The sequence below is a fragment of the Labedella endophytica genome, from assembly GCF_003990045.1.
In the GTDB taxonomy this organism is placed as follows: Bacteria; Actinomycetota; Actinomycetes; order Actinomycetales; family Microbacteriaceae; genus Labedella; species Labedella endophytica.
Map to the genome: position 1 here is coordinate 53,000 of NZ_RZGZ01000007.1, position 15,408 is coordinate 68,407.

15 protein-coding genes are annotated in these 15,408 nt (G+C 69.7%); 4 read left to right on the forward strand and 11 right to left on the reverse strand.

Annotated elements, in window-relative coordinates:
* Positions 1 to 7: 7 nt before the first annotated feature.
* From ELQ94_RS16965 to ELQ94_RS16980, 4 genes are all read right to left on the reverse strand, one after another.
* The gene (locus ELQ94_RS16965) at positions 8 to 868 is read right to left on the reverse strand and encodes an ABC transporter permease (protein ID WP_127051565.1); all 861 of its coding nucleotides are present in this window, start codon (positions 866 to 868) and stop codon (positions 8 to 10) included.
* The gene (locus tag ELQ94_RS16970) at positions 865 to 1,791 is read right to left on the reverse strand and encodes an ABC transporter ATP-binding protein (protein WP_127051566.1); all 927 of its coding nucleotides are present in this window, start codon (positions 1,789 to 1,791) and stop codon (positions 865 to 867) included. Before ELQ94_RS16970 ends, ELQ94_RS16965 begins: the two co-directional genes overlap by 4 nt.
* 218 nt (positions 1,792 to 2,009) lie before the next feature.
* Positions 2,010 to 2,588 carry a hypothetical protein gene (locus ELQ94_RS16975; protein ID WP_127051567.1) on the reverse strand — a complete coding sequence of 193 codons (579 nt, stop codon included), beginning with the start codon at positions 2,586 to 2,588 and terminating at the stop codon, positions 2,010 to 2,012.
* 78 nt (positions 2,589 to 2,666) lie between these two features.
* Positions 2,667 to 3,242, reverse strand: a complete 576-nt coding sequence (locus ELQ94_RS16980; protein ID WP_127051568.1) for a hypothetical protein — start codon at positions 3,240 to 3,242, stop codon at positions 2,667 to 2,669.
* A 213-nt stretch (positions 3,243 to 3,455) separates the two neighbouring features.
* Between ELQ94_RS16980 and ELQ94_RS16985 the strand changes: the two genes are divergently transcribed.
* The 3 genes from ELQ94_RS16985 to ELQ94_RS16995 all read left to right on the forward strand — a co-directional run bounded on the left by ELQ94_RS16985 (position 3,456) and on the right by ELQ94_RS16995 (position 6,591).
* A complete protein-coding gene (locus ELQ94_RS16985; protein ID WP_208007786.1) occupies positions 3,456 to 4,235 on the forward strand; it encodes a carbon-nitrogen hydrolase family protein in 780 nt (259 codons plus the stop codon).
* Between the two features lie 70 nt (positions 4,236 to 4,305).
* Positions 4,306 to 5,772 carry an APC family permease gene (locus ELQ94_RS16990; RefSeq protein ID WP_127051569.1) on the forward strand — a complete coding sequence of 489 codons (1,467 nt, stop codon included), beginning with the start codon at positions 4,306 to 4,308 and terminating at the stop codon, positions 5,770 to 5,772.
* Between the two features lie 99 nt (positions 5,773 to 5,871).
* Complete coding sequence (locus tag ELQ94_RS16995; RefSeq protein ID WP_127051570.1) at positions 5,872 to 6,591, forward strand: FadR/GntR family transcriptional regulator; 720 nt, start codon at positions 5,872 to 5,874, stop codon at positions 6,589 to 6,591.
* 151 nt (positions 6,592 to 6,742) lie between these two features.
* Here ELQ94_RS16995 and ELQ94_RS17000 read toward each other — a convergent pair whose 3' ends face one another.
* From ELQ94_RS17000 to ELQ94_RS17030, 7 genes are all read right to left on the reverse strand, one after another.
* On the reverse strand, positions 6,743 to 7,087 hold the full coding sequence (locus tag ELQ94_RS17000; protein ID WP_127051571.1) for a VOC family protein: 345 nt from the start codon (positions 7,085 to 7,087) through the stop codon (positions 6,743 to 6,745).
* Positions 7,088 to 7,213: 126 nt separating this feature from the next.
* Positions 7,214 to 9,232, reverse strand: coding sequence for a hypothetical protein (locus ELQ94_RS17005; RefSeq protein WP_127051572.1), 2,019 nt, complete (start codon positions 9,230 to 9,232; stop codon positions 7,214 to 7,216).
* 185 nt (positions 9,233 to 9,417) lie between these two features.
* Positions 9,418 to 10,494 carry a glycoside hydrolase family 130 protein gene (locus ELQ94_RS17010; protein ID WP_127051573.1) on the reverse strand — a complete coding sequence of 359 codons (1,077 nt, stop codon included), beginning with the start codon at positions 10,492 to 10,494 and terminating at the stop codon, positions 9,418 to 9,420.
* Between the two features lie 69 nt (positions 10,495 to 10,563).
* The gene (locus ELQ94_RS17015) at positions 10,564 to 11,433 is read right to left on the reverse strand and encodes a carbohydrate ABC transporter permease (RefSeq protein ID WP_127051574.1); all 870 of its coding nucleotides are present in this window, start codon (positions 11,431 to 11,433) and stop codon (positions 10,564 to 10,566) included.
* Entirely contained in the window at positions 11,430 to 12,365 is a 936-nt protein-coding gene (locus tag ELQ94_RS17020) for a carbohydrate ABC transporter permease (RefSeq protein WP_424977572.1), read from the reverse strand. Before ELQ94_RS17020 ends, ELQ94_RS17015 begins: the two co-directional genes overlap by 4 nt.
* Positions 12,366 to 12,412: 47 nt before the next feature.
* On the reverse strand, positions 12,413 to 13,702 hold the full coding sequence (locus ELQ94_RS17025) for an extracellular solute-binding protein (protein WP_127051576.1): 1,290 nt from the start codon (positions 13,700 to 13,702) through the stop codon (positions 12,413 to 12,415).
* 34 nt (positions 13,703 to 13,736) lie between these two features.
* Positions 13,737 to 14,807 (reverse strand): LacI family DNA-binding transcriptional regulator, encoded by a 1,071-nt coding sequence (locus ELQ94_RS17030; RefSeq protein WP_127051577.1) that lies wholly within the window; start codon positions 14,805 to 14,807, stop codon positions 13,737 to 13,739.
* 260 nt (positions 14,808 to 15,067) lie between these two features.
* Here ELQ94_RS17030 and ELQ94_RS17035 point away from each other — a divergent pair.
* A partial coding sequence (locus tag ELQ94_RS17035; RefSeq protein ID WP_166404896.1) for a hypothetical protein occupies positions 15,068 to 15,408 on the forward strand: 341 nt, incomplete at its 3' end.

The window sequence follows — 15,408 nt, forward strand, 5'->3', positions numbered from 1 at the left end:
TCGTTGTTCAGGCGTCCCTCCGGCGGAGGAGGATGCTCGCGAACGCGAGCGAGACGGACGTCCATGCGAGGACGACGAGGCCGCCGAGCCACGGTTCGAGCGGGGCCCCGGGCTCCGGCTCGGCCCCCGCGGGGAGGTCCGACGGGAGCGAGGCCATCGCCGCACCGGCCTGGTCGAACGTGAACGGTCGCAGGTCCCAGAGCCACTCGACCGCCAGGCTCGCGAGGGGCAGGAAGATCTGCAGGCCGAGGATCACGCCGAGCACGACGGCGACACCGCCGGCCGAGGAGCGGAGGATCGCCCCGACCCCGAGTCCGAAGGCGGCCGTGAGCCCGAGGTAGGCGGCGCCGCCGAGGATCGCGAGGAGGAACCCTGGAGCCGTCAGGCCCGTGGCGATGCCCTGCGCGGCGTAGACGGGGTACGTCGCAGCCCACGATGCGACGAGCGTCACGAGCCCGACGGCGGCGACGAGACCGAACGTCACGAGGGTCTTCGCGGCGAGCACGGGAAGACGTGACGGCACGGCGGTGAGCGTCGATCGGATCATCCCTGTCGAGTATTCACCCGAGATGGCCAGAACTCCGAGTACGGCGGCGATGATCTGCCCGAACGTCAGGCCGATCGTCACCGTGGTGAGGGTGAAGCCGACGGAGGGCGACGTCTGCATGTCGAGCGAGGACGTGCTCACCGCGTAGAGGAGGCTGATGCCGATGCCGGAAGCGACGATCAGCACGACGGACCAGACCGTGGAGCGGAGGCTCGTGAGCTTGATCCACTCGGATCGCAGCAGGTGAGAGAACGTGAGCCGCGCGTCGGTGGGGACGGCACGCGTGGTGGGGGTCATGGTGGGGGTCGCGAGGGCGGTCATCGTGCGGGCTCCTCTTCCGGTGAGGTGGAACGGTATTCGACCGCATCGGCGGTCAGCGTCATGTAGGCGTCCTCGAGTGACCCCGTGAGGGCGGTGAGCTCGTAGAGCGGCAGACCTGCGGCCGCTGCGGCGTCCCCGATCTGCTCGGGGGTGGCGCCCGTGATCTGGGCGGCGCCGGCCGGCTGGCGGCTCACCGTCACGCCGTCTCCGCCGATCAGGGCGGTGAGGGCGTCGAGGTCGCGTGTCCGGACGCGCACCGTCGTGCCGTTGGTGCGCGAGATGATGTCCTCGACCGGGGCGTCCTCGATGATGCGGCCCCGGCCGATGACGATGAGCTGATCGGCCGTCTGGGCCATCTCGCTCATGAGGTGCGAGGACAGGAGCACCGTGCGTCCCTCGGCGGCGAGGCCGCGGACGAGCGTGCGGACCCATCGGACGCCCTCGGGATCGAGTCCGTTGACCGGCTCGTCGAGGATGAGGGTCGCGGGGTCGCCGAGGAGCGCGGCGGCGATGCCGAGCCGCTGCCCCATGCCGAGCGAGAACCCGCCGACGCGCTTGCCGGCGACGGACTCGAGGCCCGTGAGGCCGATGACCTCGCGCACCCGTTCCTTCCGGATCCCGTGCGTCGCGCCCATCGCGAGGAGGTGCTTGTACGCGCTCCGGCCCGTGTGCACGGCCTTCGCGTCGAGCAGAACCCCGACCTCGCGCAGCGGAGCACTGTGCTCACGATAGGGGCGGCCATTGATGGTGACGGCTCCGGAGGTGGGCCGGTCGAGGCCCACGATCATCCTCATGGTCGTCGACTTCCCGGCGCCGTTCGGGCCGAGAAATCCGGTGACCTTCCCCGGCTCGACCGTGAAGTCGATACCGTCGACGGCCGTTCGGGATCCGTACCTCTTGGTGAGACCGCGTGCGTTGATCATGCGTCGTCCTTTCGCTCGAGATCGACGCTACGGATCGCGGCGCGCGAGCGCGTCGGCCTGCGGTCGGGCTGTGGAGGCTCGCTCGTCGTCCCTCGGTACCACTCCGGTCGCGGAGCGTGCGGTCAGCGCGGTGCGAGGCGGCCCGGCACGTCGGTCATGCGCTCAGTATCGCGGTTCCCGTCGGGCACGAACCGCGGCGACGGACGCCGAGCGCCGGGTCATCGGGGAACCAGGCGACCCTGGGTGAACGCGGCGGTGGCAGCGACGATCGTGTCGATCGACACGTCGATGCCGGCCGAACCGATCTGGAGCCCGCGCCTCGTGATGAGACGGACGTGTTTCCGCGAGAGGTCCGAACGAACACCCGGCGTCTCGGCGGTGACCCCGTCGGCAAGGCGATAGGTGAGGATGCGGTATCGCGATCGGGTGCGCGACGAGACGGCGGTGATGAGAGGCCAGGGCACGACGATGCTTCCCTCCGGAATCGCCCACTCCATCCCATCGTGATCGAGGGTGAGGGCCCGCCCGATCGACGCGCGTCGTTCGACCGCACGGACGAGGTACACGAGCATCCACACGAAGTACGCCGACCAGAGGAGGACGACGAGACCCAGCACGAAGCCCAGAACGACGTCGTCGGAGGACGACGCGACGCCGACCCCGACGGCGACGGCGACGGCCGCGACGAGGCATGCCATCACGCTGGTGAGAATCAGGGGGCCACGAAACACGCGGCGCACGGCCGCAGCGTCCGTCCCGACGATGAGCGGCGGGAAGGAGGTCGGGGCATCGGTCATGCCCCCTAGTCTGCTGGACCGGCGATCCGCACGACAGCGCGAGAGGTACCCATGCGGTGCTCGCGATCCGGACGTCGGTCAGCGCGGGGTGAGACGTCCCCCGGTGAAGGCGGCGGTCGCCGCGAGGATCGTGTCGACCGGCACGTCGATGCCGACGGAGCCGAGTTGCGCTCCGCGCTTCGCGACGCGGTGGAAGTCCGCTTCCGGGAGGTCGCCACCGACGCCCGGCGAAGCGGGGCCGACGCCGGCAACGAGGCGGTAGGTCAGGATCCGTTTCCCGGCTCGGGAACGGACCGACACCGTGTCGACGACGTTCCACGGCAGGATGAGGACGCCCTGCACCAACCGCCATTCCATGCCGCGGTGATCGAGGGTGAGAACGGTCCCCATGACGGCTCGCGCTCCTGCCGCGTAGGCCAGAGACGAGGCCATCACGCTCCAGGTGATCCCGCTGACGACGATTCCGAGTCCCGCGACCATTCCCGCCGCGAACCCGCTCGCGGATGCAAGGAACGCCGCAACGGCGACGGCGATGCCGGGGATGACGATCGGCATGACCGTGGAGAACACGATCACCGGTCGGTAGGCCCGCTTCAGTGTGGGGACGTCCGTCCCCACGACGAGAGGAGGGAAGGACGTCTGCACATCGGCCATGCCCCGAGTCTGCCGCACCCCACCCTCCGTGAGGTGCCGCAATCTGTCCCCATTCGGGGCGCGCAGGCAACACAATGCGACACCTCGCGGGAGGTTTCTGTTGCGCTCGTTACGTGAGGGAAACATGATGGACATCATTCAGATCACTTTGATCTGTTTGATGGATGCAGCGTCGCACCACACGTCGATGCCTCACGGAGGAGCACCACCGCCATGACCCTGACCATCGCCGGACTCCAGCACGACGGCGTCTCCGGAGACGTCGACGCGAACCTCGCGATCCTCGCCGACGCTGCCCGCGAGGCGGCCGCACGGGGAGCGCGGATCCTCGTCACGCCCGAGATGTTCGTCACCGGCTACAACATCGGCGAGCGCCTCGCGCCGCTGGCCACGGAAGAGCTGTTCGACCGCGTCGCGGAGATCGCCGCGGACACGGGCATCGCCGTCGTCGCGGGCCTCCCCGAGCCCCTCCCGGGCGGCGGACTCGCGAACGCCCTCGTCATCGTCGACTCCGACGGCACCGAGCTACTCCGCTACCGCAAGACCCACCTCTTCGGCGACCTCGACCGCGGACTCTTCGAGGCCGGCGACGCGCTCCCCCGCGCGATCGACATCGACGGTGTCCGCGTCTCGGTGCTCATCTGCTACGACGTCGAGTTCCCCGAGACGGTGCGGGCCGCGGCCCTCGACGGAGCCGACGTCGTCATCGTGCCCACCGCCCAGATGGAGCCATACGCGCACATCGCCGAGCGCCTCATCCCCGTGCGGGCGTGGGAGAACCAGGTCCACGTGATCTACGTGAACCGCGTGGGCACCGAGGACGACCTCACCTACGTGGGACGCAGCAGCATCGTCTCCCCCGAGGCGGAGATCCTCGCTTCCCTCGACTCCACCACCACCGGCCTCCTGATCGCCACGATCGATCCCGAGGTCACGAAGCGCGCCCGCGAGGAGAACCCCTACCTCCGCGACCGGCGCCCCGAGCTCTACTGAGCCCGCAGCTCTCCTGAGCTCGCCCCTCCCCTCGAACCCGCTCGCCCCCGAGCCTCGTGAAAGTGACCCCATGACCGTCTCCCCCATCGCCCCGCCGCGCCAGCGCCTCGACGGCCAACTCGGCACCGGCGCCATCGTCTTCATGGTGATCGCGGCCGCCGCACCCCTCACCGTGATCGGCGGCAACGTCCCCATCGCGATCGGCACCGGCAACGGAGCGGGCGCCCCGATCGGCTTCGCGCTCGCCGCCGTCATCCTGCTCGTCTTCTCGGTGGGATTCGTCACGATGACGCCCTTCGTGCGGGAGGCCGGCGCCTTCTTCTCCTACGTGACCGCCGGGCTCGGCTCGCGGCTCGGCCTCGGTTCCGCGTTCACCGCACTCGTGGCGTACACGGCGATCCAGGTGGGTATCTACGGCTACATGGGCTGGGCCGTGAACGACCTCGTGATCTTCTTCGGCGGACCCGAACTGCCGTGGTGGCTGTACTCGTTCGCGACCATGGCGATCGTGGCCGTGCTCGGCTACCGCCACATCGACCTCAGCGCGAAGGTACTCGGCGTGGCCCTCGCGCTCGAGATCCTCGTCGTCGTCGTGCTCGACGTCGTGATCTTCGCGACGGGTGGGGCCGAGGGGATCGCGGTCGAGACGTTCGACCCCGCGAACGTCTTCACGGGCGGGATCGGCGTCGCCGTCCTCTTCGCACTCACCGGCTTCATCGGCTTCGAGGCCACGGCCGTGTTCCGCGACGAGGCGAAAGACCCCGAGAAGACCATCCCGCGCGCCACCTACCTCGCCGTCATCATCATCGGCGTCTTCTACGCGATCTCCTGCTGGGCACTCGTCACGGGCGTCGGCGCGACGAACGCGGTCGCCGTGGCCCAGCAGACCCTCGCCGGCGAGGGGAACCTCCTGCTCGACACGGCCACGACCTACCTCGGTCCGATCATGCGCGACGTCATCCAGGTGCTCCTCATCACGAGCCTCTTCGCGTGCGTGCTGTCCTTCCACAACGTGATCGCTCGCTACCAGTTCACCCTCGCCCAGAAGGCCGTGCTTCCCGCGCGGCTCGGGCACCGCCACGCCACGCACCACTCGCCGTCCTTCTCGTCGATCGTGCAGACGATCACGGCCGCGATCGTGCTCGCCGTGCTCGCCCTCCTCGGCCTCGACCCGCTCGTGGGCGTCTTCGGCTCGATGGCCGGCGTCGCGACCGTCGGCATGGTGCTGCTCATGCTCACGACATCGATCGCGGTGCTCGTGTTCTTCGCCCGCCGCCCGGAGCTCGCGTCCGGACGCGTGTGGGGCGCCCGCGTGTTCCCGATCCTCGCCGTGCTCGGCCTCGCGTTCGCGCTGTGGCTCGTGCTGTCGAACTTCACGCTCGTGACCGGCGGGAGCGTCGCGGTGAGCGTCGCGCTCGCGCTCGTCCCCGTGCTCGCGATGGTGATCGGTATCGTGTTGGGCAGGCGCTTCCCGCTCGACGCGGCCTCCGAGGAGTCCTCGGACGCTCCGGCCCCGGCGGAACGCACCGCCCGCTGACCCGAGCGGTCGGCCGCGACCGCGCGGCCGGTCTCACCGACCGAACGACCCGACCTGACCCGACCCGACGCAAAGACGACCCGAGACGAGGGGGACCCGATGGACCTCGCGTCCCCCTCGCTCGGAGCGATCCGTCGCACGACCGCCGTCGACACGGTGCGCGCGCGCATCTCGCTCGCCGTCGAGCTCGGCATGCTCACGCCCGGCCAACGGCTGCCCGCCCCGGACGAGACGGCGCGCGCGTTCGAGGTGAGCGAGATGACCGTGCGGCGGGCCTACCGGGCGCTCGGCGACGAGGGGGTCGTGGTGCGGCGGCGCGGAAACTCGGGCGGCACCTTCATCGCGGACGCCCCGCCCACGGGCACCGTCACGGAGATCGACGCGTACCGCGCCGATGCCGCCCACGTGCACGCCCTCATCGACCAGCGCGCGACGCTCGAGGCGGGGCTCGCCGCGATCGTCGCGGGGGCGTCCTCACCGGCCTCCGATCGCTTCGCACGGCTCGAGGCGCTCGTCACCGAGATGGACACGGTGCCCGACTGGGCGGGCTTCCGCGAGGCCGACACTGCTTTCCACGCGGAGCTCGCCGCCGCTGCGTCCGTTCCCGGGGCGGCGGCGCTCCACCACCGGATCTCACATGAGCTCTACGCGTACTTCATCCCCTACCGGATCGACTACCTGCGCGCGTCGAACCACGAGCACACGCTTCTCGTGGACGCGCTCCGCGCGGGCGACGCCGCGTCGGCCGCGCGCCTGGCCTTCGACCACGTCGCCGAACTCCACGACTCGATGTACGTGGGCCTCCCCCACCCTCGCTGACCCGCACCCATCGCTCCGCTCCCCGCCGAGGTAGCCCGTTTGCGCGCTTTCCTGCCATCCGGGCGACATGAATGCGCGCAAACGGGCTACTCCGCGGAGCCGGCGAGCGCCCTGCGCCGGAGCGCATCCGGGAGACTGGCGCGCGCGGAGATCAGCGGGCGGAGAGGATGCAGAACTCGTTGCCCTCGGGGTCGGCGAGGACCACCCACGTCTCGTCGGCCTGACCGACGTCGACGCGCGTGGCGCCGAGAGCGAGGACGCGCGCGACTTCCGCATCCTGATCGTCCGGGACGAAGTCGAGGTGCAGGCGGTTCTTGATGGTCTTCTCTTCAGGGACGTTCAGGAACAGGAGCGTCGCTCCGCCCTCGGGATTACGCAGTTCCGTGTCACCCTCGTCCGAACCGACGATCTCCCACCCGAGCACGTCGACCCACCAGCGGCTCAGAGCCAGCTGGTCCCGACAATCCACGACGACCTGTTCCCACCTCAGCGACATGGTCCGATCGTATTCATCCTCCTCCCCGCCCGGTAGAGCGTTTGCGCCGATTCGAGCCGATATTCTGCCGCGAATCGGCGCAAACGCTCTACTTCCCGGAGGCGGGAGAGGGCGGGAGACCCCGGGTCAGCGGGTGATGATCGCGAAGCCCGAGGCGGGGATCGTGATCGACGTGGTGCCCGTGATCGCACGGTCCGTGATGCGTTTGCCCGTCTTGTCGTAGACGTGCACGGTCGACGTCTCGCCGTCGGCACCGACCGTCACGCGCTGCGGGAGCAGCCCGGACACCTGGACGAGTTCGGTCGCCCCCGCCTCACCCGACAGCTGCAACCGTGCGACCGTCGGCCGCACGAGGAGTGCGTCGAGAGTCGTCGTGCCCGACACGGCCGAGACGCCGAGCGAGGCATTCTTCCCGGAGACCGGGAGCACGAGCGGCTGCGGCAGCAGCACGCCGGGCACCGGGCTGACACCCTGGGCACCCGCCTTCGCGCTCACGACGCCGACGGGCAGCCTCCCCGTCTTCCACAACGACGTCGATCGCTGATCGGCGGAGAGCCACAGGACGGGCTCGACGAGTCGCGACGAGCTCGCGGTGCCGAGGTCGAACGTGGCCTTCTCACCCCGGTCGAGCACGAGGGTGTCACCGGAGTAGAGCGACTCCTCCGTCCACGCCGACGCGGGAGTGACGATCTCGCCGGTCGTGCTCGTGGCGGCTTCCGCCTCGATGAGCCGGAGACCGTCGCGGAAATCGACACCCGCGACACCGAGTGCACGCTCGGCCACCTCGGGGTGCGAATCGAGCGCGATCATCGAGAGCAGGCCGTGGATGGTGCTCTCCGCACCGCTGTTGCGGTTGACGGAGCCGTCGGCCTGGAGGCCGTCGTAGGTGACACCCGTCGCCGGGTCGTACATCTGCGACGCGGAACGGTTGGCACCGAAGTACCACGCCGCCTGCACCGCGGCGAGCTCGTCGAAGGCTTCGGAACCGGACGCCTCGGCGACGGCGAGGAGGGACTGGAGCCGCGAGTCCGCCCCGTAGGCGATCTGGACCTTGTCGGCCGGCGTCGGGAACCACCCGTTGTCCGGGCCATCGGCGATGAGCTGCGTCGTCGTGAACACCGCGGCATCCGCGACGGCGGGTTTCAGGAGCTTCCGGTCGGCGAGCACGGTCGACGCCTCGGCGAGCGCCGCCGGCATCTGCGATCCCCACGCGTGCCACATCGAGCGCGAGTGAGTCCACGGCAGGACGGCACCGTACGGCCACGTCCGCACGTCGTCACCGCCCATCGCGGCGATGCCCTCCGCGAGCTTGCGCATCGAGGTGCGCGCGGCGGTGTCGTCGGGAGCGGCCTGCACGTAGGCGGCGAGACCGAGCACGGCCTCGGCGGACGCGTCGGCGCCGTCGACGATGAGCCACGCCGGGACCTTCCGACCGTCGGAGACCTCCCACTCCCCGTAGCGGGCGAGCGATTGGCGATCGATCGCCTCACGGGAGAGGGTCAACCGGTCGCGGAGGAACGAGGCGAACTCGGGGTCCTCGGTGCGGAACGCCGCGTACCCCTCGCCGAAGGCCCACAGCGTGCGGGCCACCCAGTAGCTCTCGGCGGAATCGGACGGATCGGGCAGTTCGACGGGCTCCGCGCTCGGGTTGAGGTCGCCGTCCGGCTGCATCCACAGCACGACGTTGCCGGCGTTGTCACCGGTGGCCGTCTGCATGTAGGCGAGGGAACGGAGCAGCTCGTAGGCGGAGTCCTTGCTCGACTCCAAGCCCGTCTGCTCGAAGTGCCGGAGGTAGACGACGGCGGCGCGCGAGACGTCGTCGGCGTTGTACGCCCCCTGGCCCCAGTCGCCGGTGGCCGCGTCGAGCGGGCCACCGCCCACGCGCTCGAAGGTGCCACCGTCGCGGGCGTCCGCGTACGTCCAGGGCAGGACGAGGTCCGGTTCCTCGGCGAGACGGTAGGTCGTGTGGCCCTCGACCTCGTCGGGCGACGCCGTGTCGAGGAGGAAGTCGAGGTGGGCGAGGTTGGTGAGCGGCGCGGGCGCCGCGACCGCGGGGGCCGTGAGCCCGACGCCGCCGGTGAGGGCCGCGACGGCGATCGCGGCGAGAACGCCGCGCCTCCGTCGCGTGGAGCTGGAGTTCGTCATTGAACTGCCTTTCTGTTCGTCGTACCCCCACCCTCCGGACCCCGCCCTCTCGACTACTCCACCAGATGCGGCTTTTGAGCGTCTTCCCTGCGGTGTAGCGGGGCGATCACGCTCAAACGCCATACGCGATGAGGAGTGGAGGCGGGGAGCGGGAGGGGTGAGGGGAGGTGCGGGGGGAGGGGGGGTTACGTGTGGTCGAGGCGGGCGACGCCGATCTTGGAGTCGGCCATGCCGTAGAAGACGTAGTGGTGGCCGTCGATCTCCTCGATCGCCGTCGGGAAGACGACGTTCGGCACGATGCCGCTGCGCTCGTCCTCCGTCTCCGCCTGCAGCAGGGGTTCCGCCGTGCGCGCGAGCACGATCGAGGGGTCGTCGGCATCGAGGAGGATCGCGCCGGCCGCATAATTCACGTTCTGCTGCTGCGAGAAGGCGTTGTCGATCACACCCGTGACCCCGTGGTGCAGCAACAGCCAGCCCTCCGGCACGCGGAGCGGCGCCGGCCCGCCGCCGATCTTCACCTCCTCGAAGGGGAACGCGGGGCCCACGAGGAACCGGCTGTGCTTCCACAGCGTGAGCGCCTGCAGGTCCTCCTTCACCGCGTCGACCGGAACGTATGCGATCCAGATCGACTGCCGCGTGTCGGGTGTCCCGGGCGGCACACGCACGCCCTGCCCTGGCCGGATCTCGCCGATGTCCCACATGGGGCGGTGCAGCACCGCGAAGCTCCGCACACCGTCCGGCCCGGTCACGGGTTCGGGGAAGAACACCGTGTCCTTGTTGTGGAAGAGATTGAGGTCGGTGTCGAGCGCGTCGCTGTAGGCGAAGAGCGCCGGCCCGAGCCGTCGCCAGGACCGCAGGTCCTCCGAGACGGCGACGGCCGTGCGCGGACCGAGCGGACCGTACGCGACGTACGTCATGACGTGCAGCTCGAGTTCCGCGATCCACGTGACGCGTGGGTCCTCGACGCCGGCGTTGCCCTCGCCGCGCTCCCACGTGCGGTCGGGCTCGAGCACGACGCCCTGCCGCTCGACCGAGACGGGGATGCCGTCCTCGATCGAGACGCGCGCGAGGCCGACGCGCGACACATTGCCTTCGGACACGAGCCGCGGCAGGAGGTACAGCTCCCCGTCGGGTCCACGACCGGAGGCGGGGTTCAGCACCCCCTCGGCCTCGAGCGGGTTGCCCGGCTCCGGCGTCATGACGACGCCGACGCGCGAGAGCGTGTACGGAACGGTGGTGGAGATGCTGGTGGAGGTGGTCATGGTCAACCTTTCACGCCGGAGCCGATGTCGAGGGAACGGTGGTGGTGTCAGTAGCGGAGGTGGTCATCGTCAACCCTTCACGCCCGAGCCGATGTCGGTGGACGTGAAGTAGCGCTGGAACACGATGAACAGCGCCACGGCGGGAGCGGCGAGGACGACCGCGCCGGCCAGCACGGCGCCGGACGGATTGGCCGCCGATGCCGCGACGGAGGAGATGTAGTTGGCGAGGGACACGGCGAGCGGCTGCAGCGACGCGTCCTTCGTGATGAGGAAGGGCCAGAGGAACTCGTTCCAGGGACCTATGAACGTGATGAGGATCACGGTGAGAAGCGCGGGTCGTACGAGCGGGATCGCGACGTTCCACAACACCCGCAGCTCGCTCGCCCCGTCGATCCGCGCCGCGTCGAACAGCTCCTTCGGCACCTGCAGGAAGTACTGCCGGAAGATGATGACGGCCGTGGAGTTGATGAGGAACGGCAGGATCATGCCGAGGTGCGTGTCCGCGAGCCCGTAGTCGCGCGCGATGAGCACGTACAGCGGGATCATGAGCAGCTGGAACGGCACGACCTGCACGAGCAGGGCGAGCGCGAACGTCACGCCACGACCGCGCCACTGCAGCACCGAGAGCGTGTAGCCCGCGAGCATGCCGAAGACGACCGTGCCGAGGATGACGCCTCCCGTGAAGATCCCCGAGTTCACGAGCCCGGTCAGCAGGCCGATGCGGCTGTTGATGGCCTCGTAGTTGTCGAGGGTCAGGTTGGCGATGTTCGGGAACGCCCCGGTCACACTGGAGTCCGGTGTGCGCTGGAGCGAACCGATCACCATGTAATAGAAGGGGAAGAGGAACACCAGGGCGCCGGCGATGAGGACGACGCCGCGGAGCACCGTTCCTCCCCGTCCGGGCTTCTCGCGCTTCGGCGTGGCGACGGTGGCACTCATGATTCGTCTCCTCCCGCGAGCTTGCGTTGGATGAACGCGATGATCATCACGAGCACCACGAGGATCACGCCGATGGCCGCTGCGACGTCCGGGTTCCCCTGCTCGATGCCGCGCTGATACATGAGCAGCACCGGCGAGGTCGACGCCCCGTTCGGCCCGCCTCCCCCCGTGAGCAGATAGGGCTCCGTGAAGAGGTTCGCGCCCGTGACGGTCGACAGCAGCAGCACGAGGACCGTCGCCGGCCGCACGCTCGGGATCGTGACGGAGAAGAACGAGCGCACCGGCCCGGCGCCGTCCGTCGACGCCGACTCGTAGAGCTCCTTCGGCACGTTCTGCAGCGCCGCGAGGTACAGCAGGATGTAGAACCCGAGCTGCTTCCACGTGACGAACAGCGCGATCGACGGCATCGCGAGCTGGCTGTTGATGAGCCACGACGGATCGGGGGCGAGCGGCCCGAGCACGTTGTTGACGAGCCCGTTGCCGCTGAAGAGGAACAGCCACACGCCCACGATCGCGACGGAAGCCGTGACGTAGGGCACGTAGTACGCCACGCGGAAGAACGCGCGGGCGTGCACCGCGCGGTTGAGCGCCGAGGCGAGCAGGAGCGACAGGATCACGGTGAGCGGCACGTTGATGATCAGGAAGATCCCGACGTTGCCGAAGGCCCGCCAGACCGCCGGGTCCTGGAGCACACGCGCGTAGTTGTCGAGCCCGGCGAACGGCCGGTCGACGACCGCGCCGGGAGCGGCGAAGAAGTAGTCCTGGAACGACATCCACACCGCGAAGACGAGCGGGTAGGCGAAGACCAGGATGATGAAGACGAGGTACGGAGCGGAGAACAGCAGCCCGAGGGGGTTCTCACCAAGGAGCTTCCTCTTCCGTCGGCCCCCGCCGGGGGACGCGGTCCCCCGGCGGTCGGCCTTCCGCGGCACGGCACCCGGAGGCGCGGCCGGCGTGGTGGCGGTCACGATGCGCTCCGTCAGCCCTGCGCGACGAGGTCGTCGATGCTCGAGGCCGCGTCGCTCAGGAAGGCGGGCACGTCGTCGTCACCGAAGATGACCGCGCTCGAGTAGCCGTCACGGAACGTCTGCCAGATCTCGACGGAGTTCGCGACGTTCGGTACCTCGACGGTGCGCTCGGCCTGATCACCGAAGATCTCGTACGCGGGGTTCGCTTCGAAGTAGTCGGGGTAGGTGCCCGTCAGGTCCTGGCGGATCGGCATCTGGCCGGTGAGCTCGAGGAGCTGGCCGTCCTGCTCCTCGCTCGTGGCGAACTGCAGCACGTCCCACGCGGTCGCCTGGTTCTCGCACGCGGAGTAGAGGCCGATGTTCTTCGCGTCGCTGAAGGTGTAGGTCTCCTCGGGCGAGATGCCCTGCGAGGTCGGCACGGGCACGACGCCCCAGTCCACGTCCTCTCCGTAGTAGTTGATGGCCCACGGCCCGGCGATCGCCATCGCCGACTCGCCGTCGACGAAGGAGTCACCCGGGTACTGCTCCTGCCCGGAGAGGCCCTCGGAGTACATGGTCGCCCAGAAGTCGGCGACGGCCGCACCCGCGTCGGAGTCGAAGGTGGCCGCACCGTCCTCCACGAGCAGCTCGCCGCCCGTCTCGGCCGCGTACAGCGGGTAGAAGTCGAACCAGCTCTGGAAGAACTCGCTCGTGGGCGCGGGGTTGATCGCGAAGGGAGCGACGCCCGCCTCGGTGAGTGTGCGCGAGGTCTCGAGGAACTCGTCGTACGTCGACAGCGCGGGGGCCTCGGGGTCGAGGCCGGCCTCGGCGAACATCGCCTTGTTGTAGAAGATCACGACGGGGTTCGACTTCCACGGCATCTGGAAGTAGGAGCCGTCGGCCGAGGCGTACTGCTCCGCGAGCTCGCCGCTGCGCTCGGTGATGTAGTCGTCGCCACCCTCGAAGGAGGAGAGCGAGACGAGTCCGCCCTGCTTCTCGAACTGCGGGACGGCCGCTGGTGAGGTGTTGAAGATGAGGCACGGGGCGTTGCCGGCGGTTATCGCGGCGCCGATGACCTCTTCGCTGCTGCTCCCCGCGGGGATCTCCTGAGCGGTGATCTGCTCGTCCGGGTTGTCGGCGTTCCAGGCCTCGATCATCTGCTCGCCCCAGGCGATCTCCGCCTCGTTGTTCGAGTACCAGATGGTGATGTCGCCGCGCTCGGCGTTCGCGGTGTTCCCGCCGCCGCCTCCTCCGGAGGTGCACCCGGTGAGGGCGAGCAGGCCGGCGGCCGCGATGGCCGCTGCCGTCATGCGTCGTTGCATGGTGGGTCCTTTCGTTGCGTTCCCGAGCGGGGGCTCAGGGATGGTGGGGGGAATGGGAGGTGGACTCGCGCGCCACGAGACGGGCGGGCGGGAGGTCGGTGTTGTCGACGGGCTCGGAGGCGATCGTCGCGAGCAGGACACGCGCCGCTATCGCGCCCCACGCGGCGACGTCCGTCGCCACGGACGTGAGGGACGGGTAGACGTGTTCCGCGAGGTCGGTGTTGTCGAAGCCCGTGATGGAGAGGTCGCGCGGCACGATGAGCCCGGCGCGCTGGGCGACGGCGAGGCCGGCCAGGGCCATCGGGTCGTTCGAATACACGATCGCCGTGGGCCGGTCGTCGGGGTCCCCGAGGAGATGACGGGTGGCCGCGGCACCCTCGGTGGCACTGAAGTCGGTCTCGACGACCCGCGGCGCGATGCCGTGAGCGCCGGCCGCGCGCTCGAACGCCCGGCGACGGCGCGCCGCGTGGAGCATGGACGACGGGCCGGCGACGTGCGCGATCGACCGGTGCCCGAGCTGCGCGAGGTGGTCGACCGTCGCCGTCACTCCGGCCTCGTCGTCGATCGAGACGGCGGGGAACGGGGAGTCCGTGTCGGGGCGGCCGAGCGTGACCGCGGCGAGTCCGAGCTCGTCGATGAGGGCGATGCGCTCGTCCCCCGTGCGCAGGTCGGTGAGGATCACGCCGTCGACGCGCTTGTCGAGCGCGAGGCTGCGATAGGTGTCGGCCTCCTGCCGCCCCGGCGTCACGGTGGCGAGCACGAGGGTCTGGCCCGAGCCGGAGAGCTCCGTCTCCACTCCCGCCATGAAGGTGGGGAAGAACGGGTCGGCCGCGACGATGCCGGGCTCGCGGGCGATCACGAGGCCGATCGCGAACGCGCGATTGCTGCTGAGGGAGCGGGCCCGCACGCTCGGAGACCAGCCGAGCTCGGCGGCGGCGGAGAGGATGCGCTCGCGCGAGTCGGCGCTGACGCCGGGGCGGTCGTTGAGAGCGAAGGACACGAGGCCCTTGCTGACACCGGCGAGGCGGGCGACGTCGGCGATCGTGGGGCGCGCGGCGGGCGGCTCGTTCGAGCGCCTCTGCGTGTCCGCGTCCCGTTCCGCCATGGTGTTCCTCCGCTGTGAGGTGTCGCGACCGTGCCTCGATCGAGGCCCAGGTCTAAACCGGTTTAGGCACTGTACCGCGCTTCAGGACCGACCACCACCCCCTGGTCGGCGACCGGTTCCGGGACATCCCGATTGCGACACCGTCCCCGAAGGGGGCGTGCGGGCCGGCGACCGGTGGGTTAGCGTTTTGTCCAGGGCCACTCTCTCCGCCGACCGGCGACCGCCTCGTGCTGCGGAGATTCGAGAGCTGTCGAGGGGATGTGACGGGGTTGGGGATCGCCACGTGGTTGCGCGGCCGGAAGGTCACCGCGTCGATCGTCGTCGTGTCCGTTCTCGTCGCGATCCCCGTGTCGTTCGCGATCCTGCACGACGGGTTTCCCGTCACGGACGTGACCCTCGATGCCAAGGACGTCTGGGTCACGAACGGCTCGGAGTTGCTCGCGGGGCGGTTGAACCGGCAGATCGAGGAGCTCGACGCGGCGGTGCAGACGGTGTCGAACGAGATCGACATCCTCCAGCACGGTGACACGGTCGTTCTGCACGACCTCACGGGGTCGACGATCGAGATGATCGATCCGTCGTTCACGACGCTCGTGCAGCA